The sequence below is a fragment of the Pseudomonas hefeiensis genome (assembly GCF_030687835.1).
Lineage (GTDB): Bacteria > Pseudomonadota > Gammaproteobacteria > Pseudomonadales > Pseudomonadaceae > Aquipseudomonas > Aquipseudomonas hefeiensis.
Window position 1 is genome coordinate 3,151,678 of the sequence record NZ_CP117449.1, and the last position, 18,363, is coordinate 3,170,040.

General features: G+C 61.9%; 18 protein-coding genes. 9 read left to right on the plus strand and 9 right to left on the minus strand.

Translation table 11 applies throughout. The annotated features are described in order from the left end of the window. The first annotated feature begins 106 nt into the window (after positions 1 to 106). Entirely contained in the window at positions 107 to 1,048 is a 942-nt protein-coding gene (locus tag PSH57_RS13915) for a LysR family transcriptional regulator (protein WP_305390153.1), read from the plus strand. A gap of 25 nt (positions 1,049 to 1,073) precedes the next feature. Here the strand turns inward: PSH57_RS13915 and PSH57_RS13920 are convergent, their stop codons facing one another. Then, positions 1,074 to 2,084: a GlxA family transcriptional regulator gene (locus PSH57_RS13920; protein WP_422766099.1), complete on the minus strand. Its 1,011-nt coding sequence runs from the start codon at positions 2,082 to 2,084 to the stop codon at positions 1,074 to 1,076. A gap of 151 nt (positions 2,085 to 2,235) precedes the next feature. Between PSH57_RS13920 and PSH57_RS13925 the strand changes: the two genes are divergently transcribed. The 4 genes from PSH57_RS13925 (at position 2,236) to PSH57_RS13940 (ending at position 6,976) form a co-directional block, all read left to right on the plus strand. After that, positions 2,236 to 3,228, plus strand: a complete 993-nt coding sequence (locus PSH57_RS13925) for a helix-turn-helix domain-containing protein (protein WP_305390155.1) — start codon at positions 2,236 to 2,238, stop codon at positions 3,226 to 3,228. Positions 3,229 to 3,298: 70 nt separating this feature from the next. Then, the gene (locus PSH57_RS13930; RefSeq protein ID WP_305390156.1) at positions 3,299 to 4,231 is read left to right on the plus strand and encodes a SphA family protein; all 933 of its coding nucleotides are present in this window, start codon (positions 3,299 to 3,301) and stop codon (positions 4,229 to 4,231) included. A 10-nt stretch (positions 4,232 to 4,241) separates the two neighbouring features. Further along, positions 4,242 to 5,501 (plus strand): MFS transporter, encoded by a 1,260-nt coding sequence (locus PSH57_RS13935; RefSeq protein ID WP_305390157.1) that lies wholly within the window; start codon positions 4,242 to 4,244, stop codon positions 5,499 to 5,501. A 17-nt stretch (positions 5,502 to 5,518) separates the two neighbouring features. Then, the gene (locus PSH57_RS13940; RefSeq protein WP_305390158.1) at positions 5,519 to 6,976 is read left to right on the plus strand and encodes an amidase; all 1,458 of its coding nucleotides are present in this window, start codon (positions 5,519 to 5,521) and stop codon (positions 6,974 to 6,976) included. Between the two features lie 106 nt (positions 6,977 to 7,082). Here PSH57_RS13940 and PSH57_RS13945 read toward each other — a convergent pair whose 3' ends face one another. Further along, positions 7,083 to 7,517: an Rrf2 family transcriptional regulator gene (locus PSH57_RS13945; protein ID WP_305390159.1), complete on the minus strand. Its 435-nt coding sequence runs from the start codon at positions 7,515 to 7,517 to the stop codon at positions 7,083 to 7,085. Between the two features lie 146 nt (positions 7,518 to 7,663). Between PSH57_RS13945 and PSH57_RS13950 the strand changes: the two genes are divergently transcribed. After that, on the plus strand, positions 7,664 to 8,557 hold the full coding sequence (locus PSH57_RS13950; protein WP_305390161.1) for an NAD(P)/FAD-dependent oxidoreductase: 894 nt from the start codon (positions 7,664 to 7,666) through the stop codon (positions 8,555 to 8,557). Positions 8,558 to 8,580: 23 nt separating this feature from the next. Here the strand turns inward: PSH57_RS13950 and PSH57_RS13955 are convergent, their stop codons facing one another. From PSH57_RS13955 to PSH57_RS13965, 3 genes are read right to left on the minus strand one after another with little or no spacing between them, the layout of a single operon-like run. Continuing rightward, positions 8,581 to 9,888 carry a CitMHS family transporter gene (locus tag PSH57_RS13955; RefSeq protein WP_305390163.1) on the minus strand — a complete coding sequence of 436 codons (1,308 nt, stop codon included), beginning with the start codon at positions 9,886 to 9,888 and terminating at the stop codon, positions 8,581 to 8,583. Positions 9,889 to 9,938: 50 nt separating this feature from the next. Then, a complete protein-coding gene (locus PSH57_RS13960; RefSeq protein ID WP_256230060.1) occupies positions 9,939 to 10,262 on the minus strand; it encodes an AtuA-related protein in 324 nt (107 codons plus the stop codon). After that, complete coding sequence (locus PSH57_RS13965) at positions 10,262 to 11,608, minus strand: acyclic terpene utilization AtuA family protein (protein WP_305390166.1); 1,347 nt, start codon at positions 11,606 to 11,608, stop codon at positions 10,262 to 10,264. The genes PSH57_RS13960 and PSH57_RS13965 overlap by 1 nt, the downstream gene beginning before the upstream one ends. A gap of 101 nt (positions 11,609 to 11,709) precedes the next feature. Between PSH57_RS13965 and PSH57_RS13970 the strand changes: the two genes are divergently transcribed. Next, positions 11,710 to 12,585 (plus strand): LysR family transcriptional regulator, encoded by an 876-nt coding sequence (locus PSH57_RS13970; protein WP_305390167.1) that lies wholly within the window; start codon positions 11,710 to 11,712, stop codon positions 12,583 to 12,585. Positions 12,586 to 12,733: 148 nt separating this feature from the next. Here the strand turns inward: PSH57_RS13970 and PSH57_RS13975 are convergent, their stop codons facing one another. Continuing rightward, positions 12,734 to 13,585 carry a CAP domain-containing protein gene (locus tag PSH57_RS13975; RefSeq protein WP_305390168.1) on the minus strand — a complete coding sequence of 284 codons (852 nt, stop codon included), beginning with the start codon at positions 13,583 to 13,585 and terminating at the stop codon, positions 12,734 to 12,736. 296 nt (positions 13,586 to 13,881) lie between these two features. Next, the gene (locus PSH57_RS13980; protein ID WP_305390170.1) at positions 13,882 to 15,516 is read right to left on the minus strand and encodes a methyl-accepting chemotaxis protein; all 1,635 of its coding nucleotides are present in this window, start codon (positions 15,514 to 15,516) and stop codon (positions 13,882 to 13,884) included. 270 nt (positions 15,517 to 15,786) lie between these two features. On the opposite strand from PSH57_RS13980, the gene PSH57_RS13985 reads away from it, so the two are divergent. Together PSH57_RS13985 and PSH57_RS13990 are read left to right on the plus strand one after the other, a co-directional pair. Beyond that, on the plus strand, positions 15,787 to 16,617 hold the full coding sequence (locus PSH57_RS13985) for an undecaprenyl-diphosphate phosphatase (protein WP_305390172.1): 831 nt from the start codon (positions 15,787 to 15,789) through the stop codon (positions 16,615 to 16,617). Next, a complete protein-coding gene (locus PSH57_RS13990) occupies positions 16,614 to 17,024 on the plus strand; it encodes a DUF1294 domain-containing protein (RefSeq protein WP_305390173.1) in 411 nt (136 codons plus the stop codon). Before PSH57_RS13985 ends, PSH57_RS13990 begins: the two co-directional genes overlap by 4 nt. 3 nt (positions 17,025 to 17,027) lie before the next feature. On the opposite strand, the gene PSH57_RS13995 is transcribed toward PSH57_RS13990, so the two are convergent. Both PSH57_RS13995 and PSH57_RS14000 read right to left on the minus strand, forming a co-directional pair. Continuing rightward, positions 17,028 to 17,381, minus strand: coding sequence for an MmcQ/YjbR family DNA-binding protein (locus tag PSH57_RS13995; protein WP_256230067.1), 354 nt, complete (start codon positions 17,379 to 17,381; stop codon positions 17,028 to 17,030). After that, the gene (locus tag PSH57_RS14000) at positions 17,378 to 18,286 is read right to left on the minus strand and encodes a LysR substrate-binding domain-containing protein (RefSeq protein WP_305390175.1); all 909 of its coding nucleotides are present in this window, start codon (positions 18,284 to 18,286) and stop codon (positions 17,378 to 17,380) included. The genes PSH57_RS13995 and PSH57_RS14000 overlap by 4 nt, the downstream gene beginning before the upstream one ends. Between the last annotated feature and the right edge of the window lie 77 nt (positions 18,287 to 18,363).

Here is an 18,363-nt window from a genome sequence, read left to right on the forward strand (position 1 = left end):
CGGGGATTACGCTTTCAACACCTCGTCGCCGCAGGCCTTGATGGAGGGCGCAGGCGATGATCTTGTCCACTCCTGACTCAATGGCCTGGTGCCTGGGGCGACGACGATGATGAACAGAAATGACCTGCGTCGTGCTGACATCAATTTGCTGGTGGTCTTCGAAACCATGATGCACGAGCGAAACGTGACCCGTGTCAGCGAAAAGCTGTTTCTCGGCCAGCCAACGATCAGCAGTGCCCTGGCACGCCTGCGGTTGATGTTCGATGACCCCTTGTTCATCCGTTCGGGGCGGCTGATGGAGCCGACCTCCCGAGCGCGCGAAATCTTCTCCAATCTGTCACCGGCACTGGACGGCATCGCTGCCGCCTTGAGCCGCTGCCAGGCGTTCGAGCCAGCCACCAGCGAGGCGACCTTCCATATTGGCCTTTGCGATGACGTCGAGTACGCGCTGTTGCCGGACCTGTTGCGGCACTTGCGGGTGGAGGCCCCTGGCACCACATTGGTGGTGCGCCGGACCGATCAATGGCAGGTGTCCCAGCTGTTGGCCAACGGCGAGATATCTCTGGGCATCAGCCCGACCCTGGAGCTGCCGGCCAATGCCCGGCGCAAGACGCTGCGGCCGATTCGACCGATGCTATTGCGCGCCGATTCGCAACCCGGCGAACTGACCCTGGATGAATTCTGCCGTCGGCCCCATGCCGTCGTGTCATCCATGGGCAATGTCATCGATGACTCGGATCGCGCGTTATGCCTGATGGGCCGACAGCGCAGGGTGGTGTTGACCGTGCCGCAGTTCAGCGCCTTGCCCGTGCTGTTGGCCGAGAGCGACATGATCGCTATCGTGCCGGATTACGTCGCCCAGGCGATGGCCGTGGTGACTGGCATGCGGGCTCAAGCGGCCCCGATCTGCTTGCCCCAGCACGAGCTTTCCATGGTTTGGCGCGGTGCTTCGCACAATGATCCGGGGGAGCGCTGGTTGCGCTCCCGTTGCAGCGCACTCCTGGCTGAGCAGGACGATTCGCAGAAGCGATCCAGGAAAGTGGCCTGACAGGACAGTAGCGCAAGTTTCGCGCTCAACGAGAAAACCGGTTGCGATACTCTCGGGGGGAAATCGACAGGTGGCGCTGAAATGTGTGACGCATTCGCTCCTCGTCACCGAAACCGCTGGCGCGGGCGATCTGGTCGATGTTGCGCTGAGAGTCTTCCAGCATTCGCCGCGCGGCCTCAAGGCGGAACATCTCGATGGCTTTGGCCGGGGTTCGGCCGGTCTGGCGTTTGTAGACCCGGGCAAAATTGCGCGGGCTCATCCTGGTCTGGCGGGCCAGTCGCTCGACGGTGAGGTTGTTGTCGTCCAGGTGTGCGCAAATCCACACGTGCAATTCATCGAATCCGGCGCTCTCCTGCATCTGCAATTGCAACAGTTGGCTGAACTGCGCCTGCCCGCCGGGGCGCTTGAGAAACACCACCAGCTCACGGGCCACCTGCAGGGCCACGTCGCGACCGCAATCGGCTTCGACCAATGCCAGGGCCATGTCGATGCCGGCGCTGACACCGGCCGACGTCCATACGTTGCCCTGCTGGATGAAGATCGCATCGAGATCCACCTCAACTGACGGAAAATCACTCCTGAGCATCTCGCACATAGCCCAATGGGTGGCAGCCCGGCGCCCGTCCAGCAAGCCGGCCTGGGCCATGAGGAAGGTGCCGCTGCACACCGATGCAGTGCGCCTGGCCTGGACCGAGGCATTGCGCAGCCATTGCACCAGGTCGACACAGTCGATCATCGCCTGCCGTATGTCCGGTGCGCCGGGGACGATCAGCGTATCGATGAGCGTCCCGTCGAGCTCATGCAGGGCACGGGTATCCACGACCAAGCCTTCGGCGCTTTGCATCAATCCGCCTGCCAGGCTGGCGGTGTGCATGGCGTAGCCGGGCAGGGCGCGTTCGGTCATGGCCTTGGTGGCGGCCCAGAACACCGTTTGGGCGCCGGTCAGGTCCAGCAAGCCCATCTGCGGATAGGCCAGGAATACCAGGGTGCGCGGTTGGGAAATGGACTCGGCGGCGAGGCCGCCATCCAGGGTCATCTTGTTCATGATGGTTTCGCGCTGGGTGTTTGTCAGGGACGGTAAAGAAGTCTATCCGTTTTCGGCACAATTGAACGAGTGGCCTACCAGGCGGAATGGAACTTGCCTGAGCGTTGACCCATAAGCCCTGGAATCATCAAAGGTCGGGTCAATGAACAATGACAACATGGCGCAGCCAGCGGTCTCGTCGGACGGGCTGCCAATGCTGCCGATCAATCGGTTCCGCACCACAGACATCGACGAGCATGCCCGGAACATGGGCGGTTGGCAGGTTTGTTATGACCAGTTGACCCCCGGGCGCTTCGACGGCGAGTTGATCGAGTTCCGCTCGGAGTGGATGCAACTGGTGCGCGACCGCTCTAATCAGGCCCTGACCAAGCAAGGCATGGCCTGGGAGGGCGCCATCACCTTCAGCGTGCCGCTGCGTGCGGACGGGCCGGTCTTCTGCTCCGGGCACCCGATTGTCGAGCGCAGCCTGTTGGTCGCCCGTGGGCATAACCTGCCCGAGTTGCGCACGCCCCAGCATCTGGATCTGCTCGGTGTCGCCATCGACGAGCAGGCGTTGGAGCATGTGCTGGAACGTCAAGGCAGCCGCTTTCGAATTACCGATCTTCCCAAGTGTTACCGTCTCGGCAACTCGACGCTGCCCGCCGAGCTTGCGGCATTATTCGATGAGCTTGAAGGGGGCGAGCAGGGGCGTGACTCATTGCTGGGTTACGAGTCGATTCGTCGTGGCCTGCGTGACACGGTGATGCTGCACCTACTGGACCTGGTGGCACCGGACGAGGCGCCGCCGCTTAACCCCACGGCACGCAAACGCATGGTTGACCGGGCCCGGGAATACGCACTGACGCACGTCGACGAACCGCTGTCGATCCTTGACCTGTGCAACCACATCGGCGCCAGTCGGCGCAAATTGCAGTATTGCTTCCAGGAAACCCTGGGCATCAATCCGGTGGCCTATTTACGGGCGTTGCGCCTCAATGCCGTGCGCCGTGAACTGCGCAATGGGGATCAGGCCCTGGGCGTCCAGGAAGTGGCTGCACGCTGGGGCTTCTGGCATTTGAGCCGGTTTTCCAGCGACTATCGGACCCTGTTCGGCGAAACACCTTCACAAACCTTGCGCCGCACGCATCTGTGCTGAAAACGGATAACCGCTGACGAAGCGGCTCCCTAGGATGGCCCCTACACCACATGGTCGGGAGGGGCATTCGATGTATCAAAATAAAAAAACCAACGTCTGGCGCTGCACGTGGCTTACCTTGGGGCTGATCGGTCTCTGTACCGCTGCCCAGGGCACCGAAAACGGAGCGCCGACCACGGCGGTCGGGGTCTATGATTTCGGCGCAGGCATGATGCCGCCGGCCACGCCCTTTGGCACCGTCGGCCTGCGCACCGCGTTCTATTCGGCCAACGTGCAGAAGGACCGCCACGGCAAGTCCGTGGACAACAATTTCTCCCTGGATGTGCTGTCCATCGGCGTTGCCTATATGCGCATGACCGATTACACCGTGCTGGGCGCCAAGTATGGCTTCGGTGCCGTCGTGCCGTTCTTCCAGATGGACGCTTCGGTACAGGTGCAGACACCAATCGGTCCGCTGGACCTTGCGGCCGATCCGTTTCGCATGGCCGACATCCAGCTGTTGCCGGTGATCCTGCAGTGGACCCTCTCGCCCAACCTGTTCGTCAACACCCAGTTCCAGATCCAGGCACCGACTGGCGACTATGACAAGAATCGCCTGATTTCGCCGGGGCTCAATCACTGGACCTTTTCGCCGATCCTCAACGCCACTTACATCTCCGACAGCGGCTTCGAAGTGTCTTCCAGCTTCGAAGTCGACATCAACACGCGCAATCCGGCCACTGACTACAAGAACGGCGTTGAGTACCGCCACGAATTCGCGGTGGGCCAACACGTCGGGCCATGGACTGTGGGCGTGGGCGGGTACTACTACCGCCAGTTCAGCGATGACGATGCGCCGGGACTGCAAGCGGGCAATCGCGCCCGGGTGATGGCTGTCGGGCCGGCGGTGAGCTACTTCAAGCCGGGTATGCCACCTCTGTGGTTGCACGTCTACAAGGAGTTCGACGCGCGTAACCGTGCCGAGGGCTACACCACGGCGCTGCGCATTTCTCACAGTTTCTAAAGGGGCTCCCATGAACCAATCAAGTTCCGTTTCAACGGCCGCAGCCCCGTCACGCGAGGCCACGGGTCGGCGTGAAGGGCTGGTGCTGATGCTCGGCAGCAGCCTGACCATCATGGGCTCGGTGATGGTCGCACCCATCTTGCCCCGTTTGGGCGCCGAATTCGGCCCTATGGAACCGCGGGCCGATCTGCTGGTGCCGTTGGCGATCACCGGGCCGGCCCTGACGATTGCCCTGTGCGCGCCGTTGGCCGGTTGGCTGGCGGACCGGGTCGGGCGCAAGGCTCTGCTGGTGATTGCGACGTTGCTCTACGCGGTGCTCGGCGCGCTGCCGGCGATGCTCGATAACCTGCCGGCGATTGTCGGCACCCGGCTGCTGTTCGGCTGCGCCGAAGCGGCGGTGATGACCTGTTGCGCGACCCTCATTGCTGACTACTGGCACGGCGAAGAGCGCTTGCGCTATGTCAACCGGCAAGTGGTGACCATCGGCCTGGTGGGGGCGCTGTTTTTTGTGGTGGGCGGGGCGCTCGGGGAGCATTCGTGGCGCTCGCCGTTCCTTTTGTACCTGCTGCCATTGTTGCTGGTGCCCGCCATGATGAAGGTGCTGTGGGAGCCATCGATGGCCAAGCGGCCGAGGACCGAGCAGCCAGCGGACGAATCGGCTCCGGCCAAGGTCGCGGTGCGGTCGCTGGTGGTCGGTTACCTGATGATTCTGGGCGGCATGGTGCTGACCTTCATCGTGCCGATCCAGGCGCCGACACTGTTGGTTGGCCTGGGCATCACCTCCAGCACGCTGATCGGGCTGGCGGCGGGGTTGAGCCTGCTGGCGACCCTGGGCGGTTCGTTGATGTGGCCCTTGCTGCGCCGTCGCTTCGGCATTGCCGGTTGCAACGCGCTGTTGCTGAGTCTGATAGGGCTTGGGCTCTGGCTGCTGATGCGCGCCCAGAGCTACAACGCCGTGCTGGTGGCGGTCTTCATCCAGGGCCTGGGTTCCGGATTGCTGGTGCCCAACGTGATGGCTCCCGTGATGAATGCCTTGACCGCCAGCACCCGCGGCCGCGGGCTGGGAGGGTTCACCTCGTTTTTGTATATCGGCCAGTTCGTCAGTCCGCTGGTGGTGGCCTTTGTGGGCGCCTTCGCCGGCGAGCTGCGCCAGTCGATCCAGTGGCTGGCCGTCGCCAGCTTTGTCGCCGCGTTGCTCTGGATCGCCGTCGGCTTGCGTACTCGAGGCCATGGTCAGGCGAGCACTTTCGGCTCCCGTCAATCGTCATGAAATAAGGAATCTGAAGCATGGGCATGCAAGACATCCACCACTTGATGGACAACGAAGACGCTTGCGCACTGGCTGAGTGGGTCAGGCGCGGCGAGATCCGCCCCGGCGAACTGCTGGAGGCGGCCATCGAACGTCTTGAACGGGTCGAGCCGCAGCTCAATGCCGTGGCCGAGCGCTTATACGATGCTGCGCGGGAAGCGGCCGACACGCCTGAGGTCGGGCAAGGCCTGTTGGCGGGCGTACCGACGTTGATCAAGGACCTGTTTTCACCGGTTGCGGGTGCGGCAATGACCAACGGCTCACGCGCATTGGGCGATTTGCGGGCGGATTTCGAATCTGAAGTTGTCACACGCTTGCGACGGGCGGGCTGTCAGGTGATGGGCACCAGCACCTCACCGGAGTTTGGCACTTCGTACTCCACCGAATCTTCGCGTTTCGGCGCCACCCGAAACCCTTGGAGCACCCGTCATAGCGCCGGTGGTTCAAGCGGTGGCGCAGCAGCGCTGGTGGCGGCCCGGGTAGTGCCGTTCGCCCACGGCAACGATGGCGGCGGGTCGTTGCGGGTGCCGGCCTCTTGCTGCGGGGTATTCGGCTTCAAGCCCAGTCGCGGCCTGCTGCCGTCCGGGCCGATGGTCGGCGAGGGTTGGGCGGGGATGGGCACGCCCCATGCGATCACCTTGTCAGTGCGCGACAGCGCCGCGCTGTTGGACGCCACCGCCGGAATGGACCTGGGAGCGCCCTATGCAGCGCCGGTCCAGGCTTTGCCCTATGTGACGGCGCTGCAGCGCGATCCGCGGCCGTTGCGCATTGCCCTGGTGGAGCAACTCGGTCCCTGGCCGACATCGCCACAGAGCCTGAAAGCCGTAGGCGAGGCGGCGCGGTTGTGTGAATCCCTGGGCCACCGTGTTGAACCGGTGAACCTGCCGGTGGTATTGCCGGAGTTTCTCGACCAGGTCTTCACCATCATCGGTGCAAGCACTCGCCATTACGTTGACCTGCTGGGCCAGATGCGCGGGCTCGCGGTACAGGCCGAGGAACTGGAGGTGCGCACCCGGATCATCCTGCGGGACAAGGGCAACGTCAGCGGCGCCCAGTACGCGGCCGCGGTGGAATGGATTCATGCCCTGGGCCGGCAACTGGCGATGTTCATGCACGATTACGACCTGATCCTCACCCCGGTTTTGACCCGTGAACCGGTACTGATTGGCGAGCTGGACGTTGAAGATGTGTGCATGAGCCTCGACCAACTGGTGGAGCGCTACCACAGCTACTCGCCATTCACCGCGCTGTTCAATGCCAGCGGCCAGCCGGCGATGTCCGTGCCGTTGTCCTGGAGCAGCAACGGTCTGCCGATGGGCGCACACTTCGCCGGTCGCTTTGGCGAAGAAAGCACCTTACTGGCCCTGGCCGCGCAACTGGAACGCGCCCAGCCGTGGCGTGGCCGGGTGCCCGCGGTGAACGCCTGTCGTCGTTGAAGGCGGCGGTGTTTCAATAAAGTGAAGCGGGCCGGTTCCAAGAACGGCACATCCGGCGTCGATGGAATGCCGATCTCGATGTCTGATCGGGCCCGTTTCCCACCATTCAGCCGTGCACCTCCCGAAAGCGCTGATCAAAATCCTCCGCCAACTGCGCCAGGGTGATGCTGCCCAAACGCTTGAGCAGCAACGCCTGGGCCTCATCGAATGCACCCGTCAGCGCCGCATTCACCGCTTGTTCCACCAGGCACTGCGGGTGATCGGTGGACAGGCCAATGGCAAAAATCGAGGTGCTGCCCAAGGCCTGATGAATGTCGAGCAAGGTCATCTCTGCCAGTGATTTGCTCAACGTCCAGCCGCCGCGATGGCCTTTTTCTGAGGTGACGTAGCCCTGTTCCTTGAGCAGCGCCATGGTCCGGCGCACAACCACTGGGTTAGTGCCGAGCATCTGCGCGATGGTGTCGGAAGTGGCGGATTGCTGGTGACGGTCCATGTGGATGAGCACATGAAGCATGCGGGACAGACGAGTGTCGTTTCTCATGTTAACGGCGTTGTTCTGTTGTTGAGACGGGGCTGAGTATCGCCTGTAATTGCAAAAGTTACGAGATCGTTGACAATGGCTTTTCAAGAAACTTACGATGTGTCGAGACTTTAGCGGTCCTTCGAAAACCACCCTGGAGAGAGATCATGGGCTACGACGTCATCATTACAGGCGGCAGTTACGCGGGTATGTCGGCAGGTCTTCAACTGGCACGGGCCCGGCGAAAGGTGTTGGTGATCGATGGCGGGCAGCGCCGTAACCGGTTCGCCGCGACTTCCCATGGGTTTCTTGGCCAGGATGGCCGCGCGCCTGCCGACATCGCCGAGGATGCCCGCGCCCAGCTCATGGCGTATCCAACGGTGGAGTGGGTGTCGGACACCGTGGTCCAGGCCCGTAAGGAGGAGGGCGGCTTCACTCTGGAAACCTCCCGTGGCCAGCATTTTCAAGCCCAACGCCTGCTGCTGGCCACCGGAGTGGTCGATGATTTGCCGGCGGTGCAGGGCCTCGCTGAACGCTGGGGCAAAAGCGTTTTCCACTGTCCTTACTGCCACGGCTATGAGTTGGACCAAGGACCGATCGGCGTGCTGGCAACCTCGCCAATGTCGCTGCACCACGCCTTGATGCTTCCCGACTGGGGGCCGACGACGTTCTTCACCAATGGCGTATTCGAACCGGACCCGGAGCAGCGGGCCAGCCTGGAGCTACGTGGGGTGACGCTGGAGGCCGAACCGGTCGAACGCATTGAAGGCGAGCGGGCGAATGTGGTTCTGGAAGGCGGGCGGGTGGTCGCCATTGATGGTCTGTTCGTCTTACCCCGTACCCGCGTGGGCAGTTCGTTGGCCGCCTCTCTGGGGTGTGAATTCGAGGACGGCCCGCTCGGTGCCTTCATCCAGACTGACATGACCCGGGAAACCAGCGTGCCGGGGGTGTTTGCCTGTGGTGATGCGGCCATGCCGTTCGGCTCGGTGGCACTGTCCGTGGGCGATGGCGTGCGGGCGGGATCGGGCGTGCACCGATCATTGATCTTCGGCGCACACTGAAAATCCGTTCCCCGCCCTGAACCCTAAACCTGTACCGCCCCGGTCGCCACGGCGAAGGCGAGCATCACCAGGCTGACGCCCCAAGCCCAGAAAAAGGTGTAGGCCATGTGCTTGCGCAACTCCACGCCGGACAACGCCAGGGCAAGGTACACGCTGGGCACCACCGGGCTGATAGAGAAACCGGTGTTTTCACCGATCAGCATGGCTCGGGCAACGGCTTCGAGGGGGACACCCGCGGCCGCGGCCACGTCCCTGATCACCGGCAACAGCGCAAAGTAGTAGGCGTCCGGTGAAAAGATCATCCCCAGGGGTACGCCAAAGAACCCGACAATTACGTGCAGGTACTGGGCGGACCCGCCAGGAAGAAAGTCGATCAGCGCCAAGGCCATGCCATCGGACATTTTTGCCCCGGACAGCACACCCAGCAACACGGCGGCGGCCATCATCACCAGCACCATTTGCAGGGCGTCGGATGCGTGGGCCTTGAGGCGTTCGGCCTGGGCATCCAGGGAAGGGAAGTTCAGCGGCAGGGCAATGCCCAATCCCACCATGAAACAGGCATACAGGGGGAAGATGCCGGTGAACAGGCAAGCCAGGATCGCGCCGGTCAGGGCTACGTTCAGCCAGTACCGCAGGTCCCGGGGCGAGAGGCCGAATTGGCGACCTTCGGTGGACAGGCTGTCCAGATCGACGCTGGCGGCCGCTCCCAATGACATCGGCCGACGGCGTTGGGCTCGCGAGCCCAGCACTGTCGCCACTAGCAGCATGCAAACCAGACCCACCAACTGCACCGGCAGCAACCCTAGCCAAAGCTCGGTGGCATCAAGCCCGGATACTGCCGCGGCCCGGGCAGTGGTGCCGCCCCAAGGCACCATGTTGATCACCCCGGCGGTGGTGCCCACCAGGCACAACAACATTGCTGGATTCATGTTCAGGCGCTTGTACAAAGGCAACAGCGCCGGAATGGTCAGCAAAAATGTTGCGGCGCCCACCCCGTCCAGATGCACCACTGACGTCACCAGCACCGTGACCAGCGCCACGGCCAGCGGCTTGCCGCCGGTGCTGCGGATCAGCAGGTTGACCAGCGGGTCGAACAGCCCGCGATCCCGCATGATCCCGAAGAACAGAATGGCAAACAGAAACAGCGCGGCGGTAGGGGCCACGGTGATCAGCCCGGCCTTGATGAATTCACCGATTTGTCCGGGGTTGAAACCGGCCAGCAGGCAAGCGGCGACGGGTAGGGTGGTGAAAGCGACGACGGGGCTGATCCTGCGCAGCAAAATCAGCCCGATGATGACCAGCATCATCAAAAAACCCAACGTTGTAATCATGGTGCAGCCTCTCTTTTTATTGTTGTCGACGGGACGGGCGCGCGAGTCCTTCAGCCCTGCGGTCGGGGCAGGCGCAGGGACAGGAGCAGATAACTCAAACTTTTGCCATGGCGATCAAGGCCACAACTGAGGTTTACGCCGCCTTCCAGGGCGTCTTCGAGGACGAAATTCAGCGCATGCAGATTCGGCAGTTCATAGCGATGCACCTTGGCCGGCTGGCGTGTGGCGAATTGCTCGGCGACTCGTTCGCAGGTCAATTCACGCAATAACCATGGGTAGTGCGCCGGATCGAGGGGAAATACCGCAATGCTGAGGATATTGCCTTTGTCTCCGGCACGAGCGTGGGCGAAGTCGGCGAGGGTGACCAGGTTCATCAGTACCACTCCAGGGTCGTGTGGATTTCGCTGCGCGGCAGCAGGAAGCTGCGGGTGGTGACGGCTTCAGCGAGGTGCCGGCGAACACCTCCACCTCCGGCCGGACCGTTGGTGTAAAGCGACTCCACCTCAGCCAACAGGGTCTGGACCATTGCCGGGTCCGTGTGGGTCAGGCCGACGCGCACACGCACATCGTCGAGGGCTGGCGCCAGGGCCAGCCTTTGCTCCAGGTAACGGCCATTGTGGTCATTGAACAGACTGGCGACACCCGACAAATCGATCCAGGGCTGTACGCCTGGCGCCAGCCGGTTAAAACGTTGCAGCAGAATCTCCCGGGCCAGGGCGGCTCGGGCCACGGCACTGGGACCGGCATAGGAAATTTCCGCTTCGCCGAACCAGAGACCGCGCACACCGGCCAAGCCCTTGAGCGTATCGGGGCGCGGATGGCCCAGCAGGCCGCTGATCTCAACGCGGTCATCACCCAGGTCCCTGACGCGGGCCTGACCCAGGTCCAGCACCACATCCGGGGTCAGATAGCGGCGCGGATCATGCACCTCATAAAGCAATTGTTCCTTGACTGTTTGCTCGCTGACGCGCCCCCCGCTGCCTTGGGTTTTGCCAATGATCAAGCGTCCATCCTGATGGATTTCGGCAATCGGACAACCGAGGTTCGCCGGGTCCGGGATCTCTTTGATCCCAGGATGGGCAAAGTACCCGCCGGTGACCTGGGTGCAGCATTCCAGCAGATGCCCGGTGGCGGTGGCGATGGCCATCTTCTGCCAGTCATCGGCGGCCCAGCCCAGCCCATGGCGAATCGCGCCCACCGCCAGCGAAGGATCGGCCACTCGCCCGCACAGTACGATGCCGGCACCTTCTGCCAGCGCCGTATGAATACCGTCGGCACCGGTGTAGACATTGACCGACACCACATCTGCCGGGTCCAGGGGCAGCCATTGCTTGAAGCGCGGCGTGGTTTCTTCCAGCAGGTCATCGCCCAGTACGCAGGCAATTTTCAAGGCCGGATAGCGTCCTGCCAAGGTTGCCCGCAGGCGCTGTGCGGCGGCTCTGGGGTTGGCTGCACCACCGTTGGTAATGATGGGGATGCCGGCTTCGATACACACATCCAGCATCGGTTCGAGGAAATCGAACAGGCGCGAGGCGTATCCGGCTTGGCGATCGAGCCCTCTGCGCAGTTGCGCTTCGGCCAGCGTCCGTTCGGCCAGCAGCTCAAGCATGATGTAGCGCTGACCGTTTCGTTGCGCCAGGTCCTGGGCCAGACGCAAGGCGGCGTCCGGGCGATCATTGGCAAAACCGGCGCCGCATCCGACGAGAATTGTTTTTGTCATGTCCGTTTCCACTGATGGGATGGCCCATAGTGGCGGGCATGGATTGTTCTGTGAATTTTAAAGGTAGAATCAATTGATCCATTATCTTTATAAGTGCAGCCATGAACGTTTCTTTCCGACAGCTTCGTGCCTTCATTCTGATCGCTGAAACCTCAAGCTTCACTCGCACCGCTGAACAGCTTCACCTGTCCCAGCCAGCGCTGAGCTACAGCATCCGCAAACTGGAAGAAACCATGGGTTTGCAGTTGCTGGCGCGCAACACCCGCAGTGTCGAGCTGACGCTGGCCGGCGAACACTTCCTGCCCCAGGCCAGGCGCATGCTCAGGGACATGGACGATGCCGTACGGGACGCTCGCGACACCCTCAGCCTGAGTCGCGGCTCCCTTCGCCTGGCGGCACTGCCCACGGCGGCCGCTTCGTTCCTGCCTGTGGTTATCGCCTCGTTCCAGCGCGAACACCCGGGTGTACGGGTGAGCGTCTTGGATGGCCGGGCGGGGGAGATCATGGGTTGGGTGCAGCGCGGCGAGGTGGACGCGGGCATTACCTCGTTACCCGAGGACCTGTCCGGGCTGAGCTTCGTGCGTCTGCTGGATGACAATCTGGTGTTGCTGACCCACAAGGATCATCAGCGCGACAGTCTGGACGACTGGAAGCGCAGGCCCTACATCGCCCTGACCTCTGACACCAGCATCCGCCCCTTGGCCGACGCAGCGTTGCGCTACCTGAACGTCGAGCCTGAGCCGGCCTGGGAGGTGGCGCACATGAGCACCGCCACTGCGCTTGTACGCGAAGGGTTGGGTTTTTCCCTGCTGCCGGCCAGTTGCACGGCGGTGTTCAATATTGGTGAGCAGTGCGCGGTGATTGCCATTGAGCAGCCTGGCAAGCGTTCGATCGGCCTGTTGCAACACAAACCTGTGGCCCAGTCGCCGTCGCTGAGCCAGTTCATGCAGCATTTGCGGCAGACGTTGCGCCGGTGATGACAGTTCCATCGTCATCGCGAGCAGGCTCGCTCCCACAGTTTGTGCCCGGGAGATGCACCTTTCGTGCTCGCCATAAATCCCTTGTGGGAGCGAGCCTGCTCGCGATAGCGGGATTCCAGTCAGCGCCAAGCGATCTGGTTAAACACTATTGGGTGCCAAACATCGCCGTCCAATAGATCCCTGCATCACTTTTTGGGTCCACCGCATAGCCGGCGCCCAGCTCTTTAAACTGCGGGTTCATCAGATTGGCGCAATGTCCGGGGCTTGCCAGCCAGCCGTCCACCACCTTAAGGGCCGTGTCCTGTCCGGCGGCAATGTTCTCGCCGATCAATTGGCCGAGGTAACCGGCCAGTTCGGCGCGATCGCCCGGCATGCGGTTGTCGCGATCCTTGTGGTCAAAGAAGTTGTTGTTGGCCATGGCCCGGGAGTGAGTCACGGCGGCCAGAGCCAGGGTGGCGTTCCAGGCCAGCGGCGTCGTCGCCGCGTAGGCTTCGGTGCCACAACGGCGCGGCTGGGCACGAGCACTGTTGATCAGCTTCAGTAGCTTCTGACCTTCGGCTTGCCAGTCCCCCAGACGCGCCGACAACAGCGGACGCGCCAACACGATTCGCCATTCGCGATCCAGCCGACTGACACCGATGTCGACGAACTGCGGGTCCAGCACCACCCGGCAGAAACTCTCCTGCACCGCCTTCATCGCGGCTTGCGCGTCCCGCGGCCCGGACAGGCTGATGGCCTGTACGTTGACCATCGGGTAGGCCGTGCGCGCCAACGCCTGCTGCAGGTCGCCAATGCCGTTGGCCGAAAGGATCAGTCGCGAGTCCATGGCCAGCGGCGGCAGCTCCAGAGAGGCCTGATCCGCGCAGCTTTGCGACTGGCTGCGGTAAAGGTTGATGGACTCGACCAGTTGCGTCTCTTCGGTGGCCAGGACACTGGTGGCGAAGGCCAGTCCCAGCGACAGCCCGATAAGACGCATGACGGATGAAATGGCACGCATGTAAATCTCCCTTGAGCGGACGGCGCCTATGATGCGCAATTTTTGCCCGGCTGGGGCAACGGTATTCACGCTCTCTTGAAATCCCTCGCAACGGCACCGTTGGGTACCGTTTGGGACAATCCTCAAGTAGTGGGATCAACTTTCAGGCGAATAAGTCCATTTCCGTCGATTTAAGGGCAAAAAAACGCGAATTATCAGCTCATGTGGTGAGGTCAGGGCCCGGTGACCGATATCTGTTTTGAGGTGGGTTACAACAACCTGTCCAACTTCAATCGGCACTTGCGTATCGAGATGCACTAGACCCTGAACTGCCTCAGCAACCCGTTCAACTGCTCACTCAGCGACTTCAGGCGGGTACTCGCCAGGCTCGACTGTTCGGCAGCCAGGGCGGTGCTGTGGGAGAGGCCGGCGGCCTGGGTCACGTTCTGATTGATATCTTCCACCACATGGGCCTGTTGCAGCGTGGCGCTGGCGATGGAGGCGTTCAAGCTGTTGAGATTACGCAGCGCCTGGCCGATGGCGTTGAGGCTGGCACCTGCCAGCCCGGCTTGCTCGATGGTCAATTGCGAAGCACGGCTGCTGTCGCCGATGACTTTCACCGCCGCTTCGGAATGGTTCTGTAAGCGTTCGATCATCGCCTGGATCTCGGCGGTGGACTTCTGCGTGCGCTGGGCCAGCAACCGTACTTCATCGGCCACCACGGCAAAGCCTCGGCCTTGTTCGCCGGCGCGGGCAGCTTCGATCGCGGCGTTGAGGGCCAGCAGGTTGGTTTGCTCGGCAATGGAGCGAATCACCTCCAGCACGCTGCCGATCTGGGTACTTTCGCTGGCCAGGGTGCGGATCACTTCCACGGCCTGGTCGATGGTCTGGGACAGTCGGTCAATCTGCTGCAAGCTGCCGTCGATATTGATCTGGCCCTGCTGGGCCTGGGATTCGGCGTCGCGCATTTCGCTGGCGGCGTGTTCGGCGTTCTTGGCGACGTCTTGCACGCCGTAGGTCACTTCGTTGATCGCAGTGGCCACCAGTTCCATCTGTTGCGATTGCTGCTGGCTGCGTTCCTGAGCCTGGGCCGCGTCGTTACCCAGTTCGTTGGACGATTGCCCCAAGGCACTGGCCGAGTCCTGCAATTGGCTGACCACTTCGCGCAGTTTGGCGGTAAATGCATTGAAGTGCCGGGCCAGTTGCGTCACTTCGTCCTGGCCATGGGTGTCGAGGGTGCGGGTCAGGTCGCTTTCACCACTGGCGATGTTGGCCATGGCATTGACCGTTTCCTGCAACGGCCGAACGATGCTGCGCACGATCAGGGTCAGGAGCAGGCCCATGAGCAGGGTGATCGCCAGGCCGATCAGTGAAGCCTTAATCACTTGGGACCGGAATTCGGCCTGCACGTCATCTACGTACACGCCCGAACCGATGATCCAGCCCCAAGGCTCGAACAGTGTGACGTAGGAGGTTTTCGCCACCGGCGCATCAGCGCCCGGTTTCGGCCAGAGATAATCCACCATGCCGGCGCCCTTGGCCTTGGCGATGGCGACCATCTCGTTGAATAGCGCAAAACCATTCGGGTCGCGAATCGCCGAGAGGTTCTGGCCTTCGAGTTTCGGGTTGGTCGGGTGCATGACCATCACGGGGGTCAGGTCATTGATCCAGAAGTAATCACTCTGGTCATAGCGCAAGCCGCGCACCGCGCTAAGGGCCTGCTTCTGCGCGGCCTCGCGAGTCAGGGTGCCAGCCGTTTCCAGACCATGGTAATAGCTCAGCACACCGCTGGCAGTCTGGACCACATGCTGGGTTTTCTGCACCTTGGCCTGATACAGGTCGGTGTGGATCTGCTTAAGCATGAACGCGCCTAACGTGAACAACATCACGATGGACACGACCAGGATGAGCCACAAGCGTCGGCTGATCGACACACTGCGCAAACTATTCATACGCTGTCACTCCGTTTTTATTCTTGTCATCAACGACCGCCTGAGCTTGTGCGTCCGGCAGGTGTTCCTGACCGACCTGGAGCCATAACGCGGCAGCGTTATAAGAGGTTCTCTGATAGGATTTCGGCCCCGCAGCGCAAAACCTGAGCCTGTCCTGATTTTTTCATGGGTTTTCTTGAGAAATCGCAGTCACCGTGCGCCTGCTGTTTACACCTGCATAACGCTTAAATTTTGATGAGACGTGCGCAAGCATAGTCTTTTGGGGGATGAATGGATTTGTGGACCGCCTTTCAGGCACTGATTCTTGGCGTGGTAGAAGGCTTGACGGAGTTCCTGCCAATCTCCAGCACGGGGCACCAGATTATTGTCGCGGACTTGCTTGAGTTCGGCGGTGAGCGGGCGATGGCGTTCAACATCATTATCCAGCTTGGCGCGATCCTGGCCGTGGTCTGGGAGTTCCGGCGCAAAATCTTCGACGTGGTGCTGGGTTTGCCCACCCAGCCTGGCGCTCGCCGGTTTACCGCCAACCTGCTGATTGCCTTCATGCCTGCCGTGGTATTGGGTGTGCTGTTTGCTGACTTGATCCACGAATACCTGTTCAACCCGATCACGGTGGCGATGGCCTTGGTGCTGGGCGGTTTCGTGATGCTCTGGGCCGAGAAGCGCGAGCATAAGGTGCACGCCGAAACGGTAGACGACATCACCTGGAAAGATGCACTGAAAGTCGGCTTCGCCCAGTGCCTTGCGATGATTCCCGGCACCTCCCGCTCGGGCTCGACCATCATCGGCGGCTTGCTGTTCGGGCTGTCGCGCAAGACCGCGACCGAGTTTTCGTTTTTCCTGGCGATGCCCACAATGGTCGGCGCGGCGGTCTACTCGGGGTATAAGTATCGCGATCTGTTCGTGCCTGCGGATTTTCCAGTGTTCGCCATCGGTTTCGTCACGGCTTTCATTTTCGCCATGATCGCGGTCCGGGGCTTGTTGCTGTTCATCGCCAGCCACAGCTATGCAGTATTCGCCTGGTACCGGATCGCTTTCGGCCTGTTGATCCTGGCAACCTGGCAGTTCGGTTGGGTGGACTGGACGGCGGCCCAGCCATGAGTCGCCCAGGCCGTGAGCCAGGCAGCGCAGTGCAAAGCTTGCGGCTCAAACTCGTGGTATTTGCGCTGGTGTGCGCCTTGCCGTTGTTTGGCTCGCTGTTGCTCGGGTTGCGCGCGGTGTCCTGGGTGCCCCTGACGGCCTATGGCCTCGTCAGCATGGTGGCGTTTTTGTTGTACTGGAGCGATAAGCGCAAGGCCCGCACTGATGCCTGGCGCACCCCGGAAAACGTATTGCATGCCGTGGAACTGGCCGGTGGCTGGCCCGGGGCGCTGCTGGCCCAGCAAGTGTTTCGCCACAAGACCCGCAAGGTGTCTTTTCAGGTGGTGTTCTGGTTCATCGTGTTGCTGCACCAGGTGTTCTGGATCGACCAGTTATTCCTGGGCAGTTCTCTGCTGATGCTGTTCTGAACTTCACGACAACAGCAAACCCACCTGGGTGCGCTTGGGCAGCTTGCTCACCACCAATTGGTGGGAACGCTGCAGCAGGCCACGCAGTTCATCGGCACCCAGCGGGTAGGGCGTCTGCATAATGACCCACTGGGCCCGCGCCAGGTAGGGCGCCGGGTGAATCCCGGGGCGGTCGCAATGCCCCAGGAACAGGTCCTTGTCGACCTTGAACGCCAGTGACTCGCCCCGCAGGTTCTGCAAGGCGAACATCTTGTTGCCGGCAATGGAAAACACCCGCACACCGCCCCATTTATAATCCTCCCTGGCGCCAGGCAGCCCCAGGCAAAACCGCGCGACATCCTCTTCGCTCAAGCTCATATTTTCCTATCCCCACAGCCATCGAATGCTTCTACCAAGTGGTCGATCCACGCGCGCACCGCTGGCAGCATGCCGCGCCGATGCGGGTAGACTGCCTGCAGCCAGCCGTCCGGCAGCGACCACTCGGGCAATAACTCCAGCAGTGTGCCGTCCTGCAGTTCCTCCTCGCAATACATGCTCGGCAACAAGGTAAAGCCCAGGCCGGCGAGGACGCAGGCGCGGCGCACAATGAAGTCGTCGATGCCCAGCCGGGCTTCCAGGGCCAGTTCGACGGGCTCTGCGTTGGCCTTGAGCAGACGCAGGTGTACCAGGCGGTCGGCGTCCAGCGCCCCGAGTATCGGCAGCTTCTTGAGATCCTCCGGGGTGTTGATCTGCCGCCCTTCGACAAACGCCGGGCTGGCGACCATGAGCAGTCGCGCCTGGCGCAGCCGTCGTGTCATCAGCAACGGGTCTTCGTCCCCCAGGTCGCGCACGCGCAATGCCACGTCAATCCCTTCGCTCACCAGGTCCACTCGCCGATTGACCAGCATCATGTCCAGCTGCACTTGAGGGAATTTTTCCAGGAAACTGGCGATCACCCCTCCCAGCATCTGGTGAGCCAAGCCCACTGGACTGGAAACCCGCAGGCGCCCGCGCGGCTCAGTGGACATGCTCGCCACGGCTTCATCGGCCATCTCGGCTTCCAGCAGCATGGCTTGGCAATGACGCAGATAACGCTCGCCAACGGCCGTGAGCTTCAACTGGCGGGTGGTACGTTGCAGCAGTCGCGCGCCGAGGCGCTCTTCCAGTTCAGCGATACGCCGTGACAGCCGAGATTTGGGAATACCCAGCAGGCGCCCGGCTGCGGCGAAACCACCGGCTTCGACGACTTTGGCGAAGTAGTACAGATCATTGAGGTCTTGCATATCGAGCTCTATTGTCCTGTCAGTGGAACGAACTATCGCATTAATACTGACTTATCGACTATTGGCTTCATCGATAG